General features: G+C 72.1%; 15 protein-coding genes. 8 read left to right on the forward strand and 7 right to left on the reverse strand.

The genetic code is table 11. The features are described 5' to 3' along the window. Positions 1-187: 187 nt before the first annotated feature. On the reverse strand, positions 188-1,999 hold the full coding sequence (locus AB0K92_RS05360; RefSeq protein WP_365919608.1) for an MFS transporter: 1,812 nt from the start codon (positions 1,997-1,999) through the stop codon (positions 188-190). A gap of 232 nt (positions 2,000-2,231) precedes the next feature. Then, complete coding sequence (locus tag AB0K92_RS05365; protein WP_365919610.1) at positions 2,232-4,715, reverse strand: D-alanyl-D-alanine carboxypeptidase; 2,484 nt, start codon at positions 4,713-4,715, stop codon at positions 2,232-2,234. A 216-nt stretch (positions 4,716-4,931) separates the two neighbouring features. On the opposite strand from AB0K92_RS05365, the gene AB0K92_RS05370 reads away from it, so the two are divergent. The 3 genes from AB0K92_RS05370 (at position 4,932) to AB0K92_RS05380 (ending at position 7,211) form a co-directional block, all read left to right on the forward strand. After that, complete coding sequence (locus AB0K92_RS05370; protein WP_365919612.1) at positions 4,932-5,684, forward strand: GPP34 family phosphoprotein; 753 nt, start codon at positions 4,932-4,934, stop codon at positions 5,682-5,684. Positions 5,685-5,979: 295 nt separating this feature from the next. Further along, entirely contained in the window at positions 5,980-6,843 is an 864-nt protein-coding gene (locus AB0K92_RS05375; protein WP_165999730.1) for a helix-turn-helix transcriptional regulator, read from the forward strand. A gap of 176 nt (positions 6,844-7,019) precedes the next feature. Further along, the gene (locus AB0K92_RS05380; RefSeq protein ID WP_365759646.1) at positions 7,020-7,211 is read left to right on the forward strand and encodes a DUF397 domain-containing protein; all 192 of its coding nucleotides are present in this window, start codon (positions 7,020-7,022) and stop codon (positions 7,209-7,211) included. A 93-nt stretch (positions 7,212-7,304) separates the two neighbouring features. On the opposite strand, the gene AB0K92_RS05385 is transcribed toward AB0K92_RS05380, so the two are convergent. The 3 genes from AB0K92_RS05385 to AB0K92_RS05395 all read right to left on the reverse strand — a co-directional run bounded on the left by AB0K92_RS05385 (position 7,305) and on the right by AB0K92_RS05395 (position 10,054). Next, complete coding sequence (locus AB0K92_RS05385) at positions 7,305-8,153, reverse strand: MerR family transcriptional regulator (protein ID WP_365919891.1); 849 nt, start codon at positions 8,151-8,153, stop codon at positions 7,305-7,307. Between the two features lie 94 nt (positions 8,154-8,247). Further along, entirely contained in the window at positions 8,248-8,745 is a 498-nt protein-coding gene (locus tag AB0K92_RS05390; RefSeq protein ID WP_365919614.1) for a glutathione peroxidase, read from the reverse strand. Between the two features lie 274 nt (positions 8,746-9,019). Next, entirely contained in the window at positions 9,020-10,054 is a 1,035-nt protein-coding gene (locus AB0K92_RS05395) for a helix-turn-helix domain-containing protein (RefSeq protein WP_365919616.1), read from the reverse strand. Positions 10,055-10,131: 77 nt separating this feature from the next. Between AB0K92_RS05395 and AB0K92_RS05400 the strand changes: the two genes are divergently transcribed. Then, entirely contained in the window at positions 10,132-11,394 is a 1,263-nt protein-coding gene (locus AB0K92_RS05400; protein WP_365919618.1) for an MFS transporter, read from the forward strand. Between the two features lie 115 nt (positions 11,395-11,509). Here AB0K92_RS05400 and AB0K92_RS05405 read toward each other — a convergent pair whose 3' ends face one another. After that, positions 11,510-11,950, reverse strand: a complete 441-nt coding sequence (locus AB0K92_RS05405) for a MarR family transcriptional regulator (RefSeq protein WP_365919893.1) — start codon at positions 11,948-11,950, stop codon at positions 11,510-11,512. Between the two features lie 323 nt (positions 11,951-12,273). Between AB0K92_RS05405 and AB0K92_RS05410 the strand changes: the two genes are divergently transcribed. From AB0K92_RS05410 to AB0K92_RS05425, 4 genes are all read left to right on the forward strand, one after another. Continuing rightward, the gene (locus tag AB0K92_RS05410; protein WP_365919620.1) at positions 12,274-12,756 is read left to right on the forward strand and encodes a DUF2975 domain-containing protein; all 483 of its coding nucleotides are present in this window, start codon (positions 12,274-12,276) and stop codon (positions 12,754-12,756) included. After that, positions 12,756-13,007, forward strand: coding sequence for a helix-turn-helix transcriptional regulator (locus tag AB0K92_RS05415; protein ID WP_365919622.1), 252 nt, complete (start codon positions 12,756-12,758; stop codon positions 13,005-13,007). Before AB0K92_RS05410 ends, AB0K92_RS05415 begins: the two co-directional genes overlap by 1 nt. A gap of 66 nt (positions 13,008-13,073) precedes the next feature. Next, positions 13,074-13,403 carry a hypothetical protein gene (locus AB0K92_RS05420; RefSeq protein WP_365919624.1) on the forward strand — a complete coding sequence of 110 codons (330 nt, stop codon included), beginning with the start codon at positions 13,074-13,076 and terminating at the stop codon, positions 13,401-13,403. A gap of 106 nt (positions 13,404-13,509) precedes the next feature. Then, positions 13,510-13,992, forward strand: coding sequence for a DUF5994 family protein (locus AB0K92_RS05425; protein ID WP_365919626.1), 483 nt, complete (start codon positions 13,510-13,512; stop codon positions 13,990-13,992). 250 nt (positions 13,993-14,242) lie between these two features. Here the strand turns inward: AB0K92_RS05425 and AB0K92_RS05430 are convergent, their stop codons facing one another. Next, positions 14,243-15,286: an acyl-CoA desaturase gene (locus AB0K92_RS05430; RefSeq protein ID WP_365919628.1), complete on the reverse strand. Its 1,044-nt coding sequence runs from the start codon at positions 15,284-15,286 to the stop codon at positions 14,243-14,245. Positions 15,287-15,326: the final 40 nt, after the last annotated feature.

The following is a 15,326-nucleotide window of genomic DNA, read 5'->3' on the forward strand; positions in this document are numbered from 1 at the left end:
CCTTTCAGGGTCCGCTCAGGGTCCGCCTTGTGAACGGCCCGCTCATCGTGAGTGCGGTCACATGGGCACGACAAGCAAGCGGAAGGTCAAGGGCTGGCAAAATTGTTCTGCCAGGTGACTTCCGTTCACGGACCTGAACGAATCCGGGTGGTCTCCGAGTGGGGCGGAAAGGGCCGCGATCAGGGCCTCAGCGCAGCTCCTCCGGGCACGGTGTCCCGCGCGGCCAGTCGTAGGGGGAGGCCAGCCGGTAGGTGCCCGCGCGGGGCGCGAGAAGCAGCGTCCACGTGTCGCCCTCCTCGTCCTCCTCCGTCTCCATCAGACAGCCGTTGACGTTCTCGTACGTCTTCGGCTCACCCTCGGGGCGGCTTCGGGACTCCTCCGTCTCCCGCGGGCCCTCCACCCCCTTGCCCTCGGCGTCGACCAGCTGGAGCCAGGGGGAGTACGGCACCCGTATCAGGATCCGGCCGGGCCGGCCGACCCGCAGCGTCATCTCGCCCTGCTCGGCGCGCTCCACGGTGGCGGGCGGGTCGGCGAGCGGAGTGGGGTTCTTCACCCGGAACAGCTGCCAGTTGGCGTCGCCCCAGATCTGCTCCAGATACGGCAGACCGCGCTGCACCAGCTCCCGTTCGCGCTGGCCGCCGTCCCCGTCCGGCTCGTCCTTCGGCAGGACCACGAAGTGGACCGCCCAGCGCTTGAGCCACAGGTGATAGTTGGCCGAGTTCAGGGTGTCGTCGTAGAAGAGCGGGTTGCGCTCCATGTCGGCCTGGCGGTTCCAGCCGCGGGCCAGGTTCACGTACGGGGCGAGCGCCGAGGCCTCCCGGTGCGAGGCGGCCGGGACCACCTCCACCCGGCCCTTGCCGGCGCCGACCTGCTGCAACTCGTTCACCAGCGGCGCCAGCTCCCGGGCCCACGAGGCGCGCGGGGTGGTGTGCACCACGTCGTCGACCGACTTGAAGCCGATCCAGCCGACGAAACCGGCGAACGACACCACCAGCGCGTACCACTTGCGCGAGCGCGGCACCGTGAACGGCAGCGCCGCCACCAGCGCCACCCCCGCGAACAGCATCGCCAGCCGCGTGATGTTCGAGCCGATCTGCGAGCTGATCAGCCACACGAGCAGGACGGCCAGGAAGTACACCGCCGAGGTGATCCGGACCGTCACCCACTCGCGCGGCACGAGCAGGAAGACCAGCAGCGCGTACAGCATCGGCAGCACGGCCGAGCCGAACGCCATCGGCTGGGTGCCGGAGAACGGGAACGCCCACGCGGACACCGCGACGACCACGCTCGGGCCGAGCCCCAGCGCCCAGGCGCCCGGCCGCCGCTTCTGCAGGAACAGCGCCACCGCCACCAGCCCGACGAACAGGCCCGCGACCGGTGACGACATGGTGGCCAGCGCCGCCAGCGGGGCCGCGCACAGTGCCTTCGCCCAGCGCTTGTGACGCCAGCGGTACGGCCAGCAGAACACCGCCGCCACCGCCGCGAGGGCGAACAGCGTGCCCAGACCGAAGGTCACCCGGCCCGAGGCCGCGTTGCCGAGCAGGCCGAACACGCCCGCCAGCGCGGGCCACAGCGGTGCGCGGACGGCCCGGCTGCGGACCAGGATCATCGTCAGCAGACCCGCCGACAGCGTCCCGGCGATCATCATCGTGGTCCGCACGCCGAGCACCGACATCAGATACGGCGACACCACGCTGTACGACACCGGGTGCATCCCGCCGTACCAGGCAAGGTTGTACGCCGAGTCGGGGTGCCGGCCGACGAACTCCGCCCAGGCGTCCTGCGCCGCGAGGTCGCCGCCGCTGTTCGCGAACGTGAAGAACCACACGATGTGCAGCACGCCGGCCACGGCGGTGACGAGGAGCGCGGGGTGGCGGGCCACGCGGTCGCGCAGGGTCCGCCGCGAGGGGTCCGGCGGGGAGCCGGGCACGCGTATTCGCGGACCGTCCCCCGGGTCCGGACCGGTGTCGTCGGTGCGTGTCGGCTCCGCAGTGGCCACCTGTTGGCGCTCCCCGTGTGCGTCTCGTACGTTCCCCGGCCGCGTGGTCCCTGCTCTCCGACCGTTCCCCGGCCGTTGCCGGCAGGGCCCCGGGAGTTTCCGTCCGCGTCCCGCACGCGGGCGGCCTGTCCCGATTCGTGACGCTAGCACGCACCCCGCCGGCGGGCCTGCGGGCCCTGCTCGACGGGGTGCGTGCGTGCGGTGCGGGGCTCGGGCCCCGGGTGCGGCGGCGTCAGGCGATCCGCGTCACCTTCGCCGTGAAGCCGGGCTCCACCAGGTCCCGCTCCAGCGCGACCGGCACCTTCACGGCCCCGGCGACGGCCCCGTCGCCCACGGTCAGCGTGCCGACCTTCGTCCCGGCCTTCGCCGTGTGCGGCAGCTCGTCGGCGGCGAAGGACACCTTGACCTCCAGGCCCGGCCAGCCGACCGCGGTGACGTCCTCCGTGGCGACCACCGGGGTACGGCCGCCGAGACCGTCGTCCACATACCCGACGACGTCGCCCTTCTTCAGGATCGTCGCCGACTCCAGGGCGCCCTGCGCGGCCCGGATCAGCAGGTCGCTCTGGTGCAGCGCGGCACCGAGGATGGTGTTGTCCGCGCCGCCCGCCGGCTGGCGCACCACGGCGCCGACGATGGTGTGGGTCTCGCCGCCGATCTCCTTCTTCGCGGCGAACACCAGGTTGCCGAGGGCGGAGGTGGTGGTGCCGGTCTTGATGCCGACGACGCCGTTGCTGCCGACCAGCTGGTTCCAGTTCGGGTGGTTCACGCCCTTGTAGTCGTCGTACGACATCATCGCGGCGACCTCGCGGAACGCGGGCTGGGTCATCGCGGCCTTGGCGAGCTTCACCTGGTCCACGGCCGTGGAGACCGTGGTGTCGTTCAGGCCCGACGGGTCGGTGTACGTCGTGTCGGTCATCCCGAGGTCCTTCGCGGCGGCGTTCATCTTCGCCACGAACGCCTTCTCGGACCCCGCGTCCCAACGGGCCAGCAGCCGGGCCACGTTGTTCGCGGACGCGATGAGGATGCCCTCGATCGCCTCGCGTTCGGAGATCCGGTCGCCCGCGTACACGTTGACCGTCGACTCCTGGCCGGCCTGGGACTGCTCCTCGGCCACCTGGTCGATCTTGATCATCGGGCCCTCCTCGCCGCTCTTGAGCGGGTGGTCCCGGAGGATGACGTACGCCGTCATCACCTTGGCGACGCTCGCGATCGGCACCGGCTTCTGCTCGCCGGACGAGCCGAACGTGCCGATGCCCTGCACGTCGAGCGCCGCCTGGCCGTTCTCCGGCCACGGGATGTCGATCTTCGAGCCGTCGAAGGTGTAGCTGTCCTGGGCGGTCAACTGGAGCGTGGGCGCCGGCAGCGGGCGGAACGACTGGACGACCGCGAACACGATCACCAGCAGCAGCACCAGCGGCGTCCAGATCTTCACCCGGCGCACGGCGGTGCGCAGCGGGGTCTGCGGGGGCGGCGGCGTGTTCGTCAGCTCCGCCAGCAGGTCCAGCGGCGGCTTCGGCGGCAACGGCTGCTGCGTGGTCCGCTCCGGGCCGATCTGCGGCACGGCGGCGGTGACGTCGGCGGGCGCGGGCGCCTCGGTCCGCTCGGCGGGCTTGGCGGGCGCGACCGGGCCGGCGGGCTTCGCGGGCGCGGCCGGACGGGGCTTGCGGTCCGCCGGGTCGTCCAGCGGCTTCAGCGCGACGAACTTGCCGGTCCGCGCGGCGTCCTTCGCGGAGTCGTCTCCGGCGTCCTTGGCGGGGGCCTTGTCCTTCGCGGGGTCCTTGGCGGCGTCCTTCTCGGGCTTCTGCGCCTTCCCGGACTCCTCGGCGGTCTCCTTCGCCTTGCCGGACTCCGCGGCCGGCTTCGCCTTGGCGGCGTCGCCGAGCTTCAGCATGGTGGTGGGCTGGTCGACCGCGGGCTTCGGCGGCCGTACGGCCTTGAAGACGGTGGTGGGCTGGTCGACGGGCGACGCGTCGGCGTCGTCCTCGGCCTTCTCGGCGGCCTCGGGGGTCTCCTCGGCGGCGCCCTTCGCGTCCTCCGGGCCGTCCTCGTCGCCCTCGGCGCCCGAGTCGCTCTCGGAGCCGCTCTCGGAGTCGGCCTCGGCGTCCCCGTCGCCCTTGTCGCCCTCGGCGGTCTCCGCCGCCGTCGCGCCCTTCCCGGAGTCCTTCCCGCCCTCGTCGGCCGCGTCCTGCGGCTCGTCGGAGTCCTCCTCGGCCGCCGCCTCGGACTCGTCCCCGGCCACCGCGGCCTCGTCGACGTCGTCGCGCTCCTCGGCCCTGCCGGCCTTGTCGGCCCTCTCGGCCCTCTCGGACTCCTCGGCCTTCTCAGGCTCCTTCGCGGACGCGGCGTCACCCTCCTTCGGGGACGCGGCCTCGTCGGACGGGGCCTCGTCCGCGGAGCGGACCCATGCCGCCACCGCGGCGTCCAGGTCCTCGCCGCCCTTGCCGCCGGCGTCCTCACCGCTGTCCTCGGCGGCGCCGTCCGCGCCGTCCGTGCCGTCCGTGCCCTCCGCGCCGTCCTCGCGCGCCTTCGCGAGGTCCTTCGTGGAGAGGACCCGCGTCGCCGTGTCGACGCTCGTACGGGCCACGGAGAGGCGGGGATCGGCCGCCTCGCTCCGGGCCTCGGGAACCGGACCCGCGCTCCCCGACGTCGGTTCTGCCGACGACTCGCGCTGCTTCGACCTGTCGGGGGACTCGCCCGCCACCGATGCCTCCTCCATGCCGCACGTTCCCGTGCGCTACCGAACCGAACCGCCGCCCGGACACCTCGGTTCCACGACTGTCCGAACCATGTACCAGTGTCCTGTGTGCGGGCTAAACCCAAGCGGTAGACGAGAACGACATACCTACCGGTTCCCTTACGAACCGGTCACGCACCCTCGACAGACCAATGTGAGAGGGGTCACCCTGTCATTCATCCACGCGGGGAGGCATGGATGGGCAGGAGCCGCAGAACACTTCCGGAGGAGCTTCTGCTGCTGGCGTTGGACCCGACGACGGGTACCACCGCACAGCCGCAGTCGCTCGACCTGGGTCTGGCCGGAGCACAGCTAGTGGAGCTGGCGCTGGCCGGACGGATAGCCCCAGACGGGGATCGTATCGCCGTGGTGGTCCCACGGCCGACAGGAGATCCGACACTGGACTGCGCGTTGGAGTTGCTGCGAAGGCGTGGCGCTCCGGTACGGGCCGTCCACTGGATCGGCGGGCCGCGTCTCGGGCTCCGCCAGACGTACCTCTCGCATCTGGAACGGTGCGGCATGGTGCATGCCGTCGAGGGCCAGATGTGCGGGGTGTTGCCGACGACTCGCTACCAGGCGACGGACAACGCCATCAGCCGGGAGATCAAGGCCCGGCTGGATTCCGCGATCCGCACCGGCGTTCCGCCGGACCCGCGGACCGCGGCGCTCGCCGCCCTGGCGCACGCGGTCGGCCTCGGCAAGCACCTGTATCCGGGGAACGAGGGACGCTCGTCCCGCTCCCGGCTGCGGGACCTGATCAGGCACGACCCCATGGGCGGCCTCGTGGCGCACGCCGTTATGGACGTCCAGAACGGCGTGGGGGCGCAGCCGCGCCGCGCCGCTGCGGGCCCGGCGGGCCGGCCGCCCGCCGGCGCCAGGACGGCGGAACCCGCTCGGGGGGTTCCCGCCCAGCCGCGCCGTGCCGGCATGGCGCGCGCCGTGGCCCACTAGCCACGGGCCCACGGCGGTACGGCAGTACGGCGGTACGGCAGTACGGCAGTACGGCGGTACGGCAGTACGGCGAGACACAAGCCCGGTTCGGGAGCCGCGCGAGCCGCGCGGGGTGACGGAACGCGTCGTTCGGACGACGGACGCGTCCGCCGCCCCGCGCGGACGCATGTCCGTGTGTGCGGATATGGCGTGTACCCGCCGCATATCCGCGGTTTCCCAGCGGTAAGCCGCGCCTTGGTGGCAGTCTGCTCAACAGCAGATACGCAAAGTTGCAGCAGCCGGAGGTGCACGTCCCGTGGCGTCCAATGTCAATCCCACCGTCAGGCGGCGCCGGCTGGGCCAGGAGCTGCGCAGGCTCCGTGAGCTCAAGGGTATGACGGCCGAGGAGGTGGCGGAGCGGCTGCTGGTGTCGCAGTCGAAGATCAGCCGCCTGGAGAACGGCCGTCGCAGCATCAGCCAGCGCGATGTGCGCGACCTGTGCGGGGTCTACGAGGTGGAGGACCACCGCATCGTCGATTCGCTGATGCAGATGGCCAAGGACTCGCGCCAGCAGGGCTGGTGGCACTCCTTCGGCGACATCCCGTACAGCGTCTACATCGGCCTGGAGACCGACGCGGCCAGTCTGCGCGTGTACGACCCGCAGGTGGTGCCCGGCCTGTTGCAGACCCGGCAGTACGCGGAGGCCCTGATCACCGGTGCCCTGCCGGAGGCGACGCCGGCCGACATCGACAAACGGGTGCAGGTCAGACTGCGCCGGCAGGAACGTATTGCCGCCGAGGAGAACCCGCTGCGGCTGTGGGCGGTGCTCGACGAGGCGGCGGTGCGCCGCGAGGTGGGCAGTAAACAGGTGATGATCGAGCAGCTGGAGTACCTGCTCGAGATGTCCCAACTGCCGCACGTCACCGTCCAGTTGATTCCGTTCGAGATGGGCGCCCACCCCGGTGTGAGCGGGCAGTACGCGATTCTGGAGTTCCCGGACGCCGCCGATTCGAGCGTGGTCTACATCGAGGGCGTCACCAGCGACCTTTATCTGGAAAAGGCGCAGGATGTCCAGAAATACGCAGTCATGTACGAGCATCTGCGGGCACAGGCCCTGAATGCCGACCAAACCCGGGAATTCATCTCGGAAGTGGTGAAGGACTACGCGGGTCGCAGGTGAGGCGCCGCAAAGTACACCGTCGCCCCGACCGGACGGAAGACCCGAATGGAATATGCCATCCGGTCGAGTGAATAGTCGCTCCGGAGATCCGAGTTGGCGAGTAGCGTCGATCACGCCATCAAGACAGGAACGTTGGCGCAAACGCACAACTCAGCAACTGGCTTACTGGAGCGAAAATGGCGATCAAGCAGGGCGCGACGGACACGTGGGTCAAGTCCTCCTACTCCCAGGGCAACGGCGCGTGTGTCGAGATCAAGTCCCCGGTTCCGTCGGCCATGGCCGTCCGGGACTCCAAGGTGCAGCAGGGCCCCGTGCTGGCCTTCCCCGCCGACGCGTGGAACGTCTTCGTGGCCTCGGTCAAGGCGTAACACCGGCACCACCCGCGCACCTCGCGCACCGTGCGCAGAGCCCTCTCGACGAGCCCGCCGTCCTTGCCGAGGGGGCTCGGCTCTTGTCCGCGGTCAGCGCACCGGGAACGCCACGTCGCACACGGGGTCGCCGGGGCCCGCCGCGTCCCAGTCCGCGAAGTACACCTCGCGGCAGGCACCGGCCGGTTCCAGCCCCCGCTCCCGGATCCACTCCTCCACCGCCTCGAAGGCGGCCAGGATCTGCGGATGGGCCACCTGCGCCTTGCCGATCCGGGTGAAGGCGAGGCGCATGGCCGGTTCCACTCGCACGCGGGTCTGCCAGGCGCGTCCGCGTGCCTCGGCCCAGGCCCGGGCCGCCGCCTCGTCGGCCACCGGCACACAGGCCTCGGCGGGGCCGTCGCTCTCCATGGACACCTCGGAGTGGTAGACGACGTAGGGCGCGCCGGCCGGGCCGCCGCACTGCCGGGCCGCCTCCTCCAGCCGCCCCAGCGACGCGCCGATCCAGGCGGGCAGTTCGTCCGCCAGCACATGCCGCGTCTCGGTGATCACCACCCGCGCCGGCACCTCGACCGTCTCGACCGTGAACATCTCGCGCATCTCGGAACTACCTCCCGACAGCCGTCCACGAAGGTACGCGGCGAGCGTCCGCTGCCCCGCCAGCCGGGCCTCTACGTCCGCCCAGTAGGCGGCGAGCAGCCCGGCCGCCCGCTCCCCGTCCGCGGCGACCACCTCGGCGATCCGCGCCAGCGGCATGTCCAGCTGCCGCAGCAGGGCCACCAGCCGCGCCTGTTCGATCTGCGCGACGCGGTAGTAGCGGTAGCCGCTGGCCGGGTCGACCCGGGCCGGGGTGAGCAGGCCGAGCCGGTCGTACCGCCGCAGGGCCTTGGCCGACAGGCGGGCCCGGGCGGCGAACGTCCCGATGGTGAGCAGTTCCTCGTCCATCCGCGCATCCTCCGTCACCGGGCGGTCCTCGGCGCCCGGCGGGAAGGAGACTCGGGCCTGCCCCGGGGGCAAGGTCAAGGCCGGCCGTTCCGGCTCAGCCGAGCTGCGCCTCGATGGCGGCGACGACCTCCGCCGACTCCGGCTCGGTCTGCGGGGAGAACCGGGCGACGACGGTGCCGTCCCGGCCGATCAGGAACTTCTCGAAGTTCCAGCGGATGTCCCCGCTGTGCCCCTCGGCGTCGGCGAAACCGGTCAGCCGCTCGTACAGCGGGTGCCGGCCCTCGCCGTTCACCTCGACCTTCTCGGTCATCGGGAAGGTCACGCCGTACGTCGCCGAGCAGAACTCGGCGATCTCCGCAGCGCTGCCCGGCTCCTGGCCGAGGAACTGGTTGCAGGGCACGCCGAGCACGGTGAACCCGCGGGCGGCGTACCGCTCCTGGAGCCGCTCCAGACCGGCGTACTGCGGGGTCAGGCCGCACTTGGAGGCCACGTTCACGACGAGCACGACCTGCCCGGCGTACTGCTTCAGATCGGCGGGACCGCCCTGGAGGGCGTCGATGCCGACGTCGAGGGGGGATGCGTTGGTGGTCATAGGCCGGATGCTAGCCGCGCCCGCCGCCGCTCGCCCCGGCAGGCCGGTCCCCTAGGGCCTGGGGCAGCACCTCGCTTGCCGCGGTCTGGGTCGGCACATGGCTTGCCGCGGTCCGGGCCGACACCTCGCCTGTCGTGGCCTGGATCGGCACCTCGCTCGCCGCGGCCCAGGTCGACTGTGCGCTCGCCGCGGCCCAGGTCGACTGTGCGCTCGCCGCGGCCTGGAGCGGCGCATCGCCCGCGGCTGCCCGGACCGGCACATTGCTCGCCGGGGCCTACATCGGCACATCGCCCGCGGCTGCCCGGACCGGCACATTGCTCGCCGCTGCCCGGACCGGCACATCGCCCGCCGCGGCCCGGATCAGCACATCGCCCGCCGCCGTTCGCGCGTACAGCACCGAGCGGCCCGCCCGGCGCCGCTCCACCAGCCCCGCGTCCCGCAGGACCCGCAGATGCCGTCCGACCGAGCCGAGCCCCTGCCCGGTCACGGCCGTCAGCTGGGTGGTGCTGAGCGGGGAGTCCAGCAGGACGAGGACGGCGGCGCGGGCCCGGCCCAGCAGGGCGGCGAGGTTCGCGGGCGCGGGCCGGGCGTGGCCGTCGGCGAGCGGCCCGGAGCACGGGTAGACCAGGGCGTACCGCTGCCGCTCCGGCTCCTCCCACGACACCCAGCCGGTGCGCGGGGTGACGGGCACGAGGACGAGTTCGGCGCCGGAGATGTCGCGGGGCGGGTACTCGTGCAGATTGACCTGGAAGCGGCTGGCGCCCAGCCAGCGGGTGCCCGGCCGCAGGGCGTCCAGCACCGCCGCCCAGCCGCCCTCGCTCATCCGCGCCGTGCGGGCGACGACGTCGGCCTCCAGCACGCGGCGGCGCCGCGCCCAGTACGGCCGTACGGTCTCGGTCCACACATACGTGAGGAGCGCCGCCGCGCGCTCGGGCAGGTCGTCGCGGTCCAGGACGGCGGGGAGCGGGCCGGCGAGGGAGAGCCGCAGATGGGCGCGGGCCGCGTCGGGATGGGTGGCGCGCACCCGGGCGACCGCCCGCGCGAAGTCCTCGCCGTCCCGCGGCGTCGGGGTGAGGAAGTCGGCGATCCAGTCCCGGCCCAGTCCCGCCCGCACCAGCCGCGCGGTCACCGGGTCGGCGGCCAGGCGGGCCCGGTAGGCGGGGAGGTGCGCGCGCAGCCACTCCCGCTCGCCCGGATGGGCCCCGGTCCCGGCGTGCAGCAGCTTCAGACTCGCGAAGGTCTCGGCGTACGGCGAGAGCAGGAACCGGCTGCGGGCGAGGGTGTCCGCGTCGAGCTGCCACCAGCCCATGCCGCCCGCCCCCCGGTTGGTTTCGCGTGTGCGCGAAACAATAACGGGGCCCGTCGCGGCCGCCCGAGACTCCCCGCATGCGCACCTCACCCGGCTACGCGAGCCTCTTCCGCACGCCCGAGTTCACCCCGCTGTTCCTGTCCTCCGCCGCCCAGACCGCCGCGCAGACCCTCGGCGGGCTCGCCCTCGGCACGCTGGTGTTCCGGGCCACCGGATCGCCGCTGCTGGCGGCGGTGAGCATGTTCGGCCCGTCGCTGGCCCAGGTCGTCGGTGCCGCCTTCCTGCTGTCGGGCGCCGACCGGCTGCCGCCCCGGGCGACGCTCACCGGCGTCGCCGTCGCCTTCGCGGCCGGTACGGCGGTGCTCGCGCTGCCGGGACTGCCGCCGGCGGCGGTCTTCGCCGTCGTCCTCGCGCAGGGGCTGGTGGCCTCGCTGGGCGGGGGAGTGCGGTGGGGACTGCTGACCGAGATCCTCTCCAAGGAGCGCTACCTGCTGGGGCGTTCGGTCTTCAACATGATGAGCGGCCTCGCCCAGATCGGCGGCTACGCGGCCGGCGGCGTCCTCGTCGCCCTCCTCACCCCGCGCGCCGCGCTGCTGCTCGCGGCGCTGCTGTACGCCGGGGCGGCGCTCGGACTGCGGCTGGGCCTGACGGAACGCCCGCCGCGCGCCACCGGCCGCCCCTCGGTACGGGCCACCTGGCGGGCCAACGCCCGGCTGTGGTCGTCACGTCCCCGCCGCCGCGTCTATCTCGCCCTGTGGGTGCCGAACGGACTGATCGTCGGCTGCGAGTCGCTGTACGTCTCCTACGCGCCCGGTGCCGCCGGGACACTGTTCGCCTGCGCGGCGCTGGGCATGTTCGCCGGGGACGTCACCGTCGGCCGCCTGGTGCCACCGGCACGGCGCGCGCGACTCGGGGTGCCGCTGCTGCTGTTGCTGGCCGGACCGTACCTGCTGTTCTTCCTGCGCCCGCCGGTGCCGGTCGCGGCCGTCCTGGTCCTGGTGGCGTCCGCCGGCTTCGGGGCGAGCCTCGTACAGCAGGAGCGGCTGGTCACCCTCACCCCCACCGAACTCTCCGGCCACGCCCTCGGCCTCCACTCCGCCGGCATGCTCACCTGCCAGGGCCTCAGCGCGACCCTGGCCGGCACGACAGCCCAACTGACCTCGCCTGGGGTGGCGATGACGGTGATGGCGGTCGGTTCCCTGACTGTGACGGGGGTGCTGGCGCGGGGGTTGGGGGTGGGGGAGGGCGCGGGGGGCGCGGAGGGGGACGGTGTGGCTGGTGCGGGCGAGGCGGACAGTCGGGTTGACGAGAAGACCGGGGAGGCGCGGGCGGCGAAGTGAGCAGGGTTGCGGGACCGGCGCGGCCGGGGTCCACGGACGGCGGTCGCGCGATCAGCGAACCTGGCGATGTGAGGCGTCTGTGGCTGTGGCTGTGGCGGTCGGTCCGGTGATGTCCCTACGGCCGTGGTTCCGGCTCGAGGAACACCTGCGGGACCTCGTTGTCCCGGACCACCCTCGCGAGCAGCGCCGCCAGCTGTTCCCGCTCGGCGGGTGCGAGGCCGGACGGCAGCTCCTCGATGCGGCGGCAGGCGGCGTCGTAGAACTGCCCGGCGAGCACCGCGCCCTCCTCGGTGAGGCGCACCCGTACCGCCCGCTTGTCCCGGGGATCGGCCTCGCGGCGGACCAGGCCGCGCTGCGCGGTGCGGTCCACCAGCCCGGTCAGGCTGGACTTGGCCAGACCCAGCATCGAGCCCAGCTCGGACATGCCGTACGGCTGCGGCATCAGCACACACAGCAGCTGGCCCTGCTGCGGGGTCAGCCCGAACCGACGGCCAGACTCGGCGTACACGGCGTCCACCAGGAACGCCGACCGCACGAGCGCGGCCACGATGCCCATCTGCTCACCTGCGGCTACGGCTTCGCCCATTCGGCCAGGGTACCGAGGAGGGGCACTGCGTCGAGTCGGAGTCGTACCGCTCGCCAACCGGGCCGACGCAACGCCGCGAGCTGCCCCGCCCTCGCCTTGGCCGTCCTCCCTGCCATCGCGGCGACGGCGCACCGCCGCTGAAGCGGAATGCAGGGGCCGCCGGTCACCTCCCTCTCGCCTCCTCTTGCTGCACCTATCGAAAAACGATAGATTCTCATCGAGATTCGATGGTGCGGTCGCGTGCGGACGTGTGCGGGTGTGCCGGCATCAGACGACGAGGAGGAGGGAAGGCGATGGGAAAACTGACGGTGCTCGCGCTGCGCGCGGTGCTGGTGGGGCTGCTCGCCGGGTCGGTGTTCGTGCAGGCGGTGATGGTCCCGCTGCTGGCCGCCGACATGGGTGACTTCGACCGGCGCACCCCGGTGGTGGTGATCGTGCTGCTGGGGCTGGTGACGGCGCAGGTCGTCCTGGTCTGCGTATGGCGGCTGGTGACGATGGTGCGCCGGGGGACCGTCTTCTCCCACGGCGCCTTCCGCTACGTACACATCGTGATCGGCGCGATGACGGCCGCGGCGCTGCTGGTCTTCACCCTCGGTGTGGTCCTGGCGCCGGGCGAGGACGTGGCTCCCGGCATCGTGCTCCTGATCGGCGGCGTGGGCCTGGCCGTCCTCGGTGTCGCGCTCATCGTCCTGGTGCTGCGCATGCTGCTCGCCCAGGCGGTTGCCCGCGACGTCGAGGCGGCGCGGATGCGGGCCGAGCTGGCCGAGGTGATCTGATGCCGATCGTCGTCGACATCGACGTGATGCTCGCCCGGCGCAAGATGTCCGTGGGCGAACTCGCCGAACGCGTCGGCATCACCCCCGCCAACCTGGCCGTCCTCAAGAACGGCCGTGCCAAGGCGGTCCGCTTCACGACGCTCGCGGCACTGTGCGAGGTACTGGACTGCCAGCCGGGCGACTTGCTGCGCTGGGAACCGGAGGACGAAACGGCACCCGCGGGCACGGCAAGTGGGGCACAGCACCACTGAGTTGCCGGTTCCCGTTGCCGATGCGGCCCCCCCCTGCCGAGGCCAGCTCGTCGGCATCATGGCCCCGTGGACCTGGAGCGCATCAAAGCGAAGACCGTGGCGTATTACCGAGCTCTCGATGAGAACGCCACCTCGCGGCACTACTTCCGCCACGCCGACGAGGAGGGCGGGCTGTGGTACTTCGAAGCCGTACCCGACCGCGGCGAGTTGATCGTCATCAAGCAGGCCGAGCTGACTTCGGCCGGCCGGCTCCACCGGTACAGCCGGCAGCACCTGGAGGACGAGCACGGCGGCCTGACCGACCAAGCGGTCGACCCCGGCGAGGATCCGCTGGAGGTCATCTCGGCCGAGGAGTTCCAGCGCGTGTGGGCGCGACCTGCGGAAACGCTCGCTTAGGGCAGAGGGCGCTTTAGGAGACGCCGGCGCGCGTGGGACCAGGAGTAGCGTGGCAGGTGCGAGGCGGTCCCGTTGTCGCACCTGCCCTACAGACGGGTGGTCCCTCATGACCAGCTCGGATACACCTCCTGTTCCCCGGCGTCTGCCCAGCGGTGCCCACGAGGCCCTGCGGCCGGGTTCTGCGCTTCTCCGGCTGGAGACGACCGCATCACGTGAAGGTGTCCTCGATGGTGCGTGGTGGCCGCGCTCGCGCGACATGGGCGCCGAGCTGCCCGCGCTGCTGAGTGCCCTCATCGCCCACCTCGGCCCCGTGACCCGCGTGGGGCTGGACACCGCAGCTTGGGAGGGTCTGCCGACGCGCATCCTCGTGGACGACTGCGTGGTGCACATCGATTCCTTCCCGGTCGGTGACGACACGGTCCTGATCACGCGGGGCGAGCGGGACCTCTTCTCGCTGCTGGTGGTCCCGCCGGACGCGGCACCGGACGCCGCCCGCGCCGCGATGGCCCAAGCGGTCCGGGCGGACAACATCAGCCAGGCGGAACAGATCCTCATCGACACCGGGAGCGGGCGCGGTCCGTCGGACTGACGGATCACCGCCGGGCGTGACCGCCGCGACGGTTTCGGCGGCGAAGGCGAGGCGTCCGCAGCATCCCGCCCGAGACAGGTTCACGTCACCGCCCGAATGCCGGGGCCAGGAGCAGGAAGACGACTGATCTCTCGGTGCCATGGCCCCAGGGCTCCCGCACGGGGGGGGGCGTCGACGCCCGGTCTCCGCATGCAGCTTGCAGCTGGAGACCTACGGTGACCACACCACGCAGACGGCTACGGCAGGTCCCTCAGGTGTGGACCCGCGCGGGGCGGAGCGGTGCTCCGGCCCGGTGGAGACTGGCGAGGGCCAACCGGTAGGAGGCGATCAACCCGGTCTCCACGTACTCCAGACCCAGTTCCCGGCAATGGTCCCGCACGATGGTCCGGGCCTTGCGCAGGTTGGGGCTGGGCATGCTGGGAAACAGATGGTGCTCGATCTGGTGATTCAGCCCGCCCAGTGCGATGTCGGTGAGCCTGCCGCCGCGCACGTTGCGTGAGGTGAGCACCTGGCGACGGAGGAAGTCGGGACGGTCCGCGCCCTTCAGGATCGGCATGCCCTTGTGGTTGGGGGCGAAGGCGGAACCCAGGTAGACACCGAACAGGCCTTGGTGGACGGCGAGGAAGGCGATCGCCATGCCGGGCGGCAGCAGCCACAGCAGCACGCTCAGGTAGAGCGCGAAGTGCGCGAACAGCAGGACGCCGTCGAGCGTGCGGTGCTTGAGCGAACGATTGGCCAGCGCCTTCGCGCTCGACACGTGCAGGTTGAAGCCCTCCAGGGTGAGGAGCGGGAAGAACAGGAACGCCTGCCAGCGGCCGATCAGGCGGGGGAGCCCCTTGGCGGCCCGTGCCTGGTCCTGGGACCAGACCAGCAGGTCGGGGTCGAGGTCGGGGTCGAGTTCCTCGTGGTTGGGGTTGGCGTGGTGGCGGGTGTGCTTGTCCTGCCACCAGCCGTAGCCCATCCCGATACCGGCACCGGCAATCCGTCCGGACACCTCGCTGGCCCGGCGTCGGCGGAACACCTGGCGGTGCGCTGCGTCATGGGCGAGCAGGGCGACCTGGCCGAAGACGACGGCAAGGAAGGCGGCGACCGCCAGAGTCCACCAACTGTCGCCGACGAGCACGACTGCGGCCCACCCACCGACGTAGAGCCCGGCCACCACCGTGGTCCGCAGCGCGTAGTAGCCGGGACGGCGCTCCAACAGCCCGGCGGCAGCGATCTTTCTCGACAGACGGGCGAAGTCGCTGCCGGACGCCTCCGAGGGCGGGGGGCGCACCGTGGTGTTACTGCTCATGATGATGAAACTCTCTCTGAAGAAGGCCGATCGGCTCGGC

Source organism: Streptomyces sp. NPDC052687 (assembly GCF_040678395.1).
Classification (GTDB): domain Bacteria; phylum Actinomycetota; class Actinomycetes; order Streptomycetales; family Streptomycetaceae; genus Streptomyces.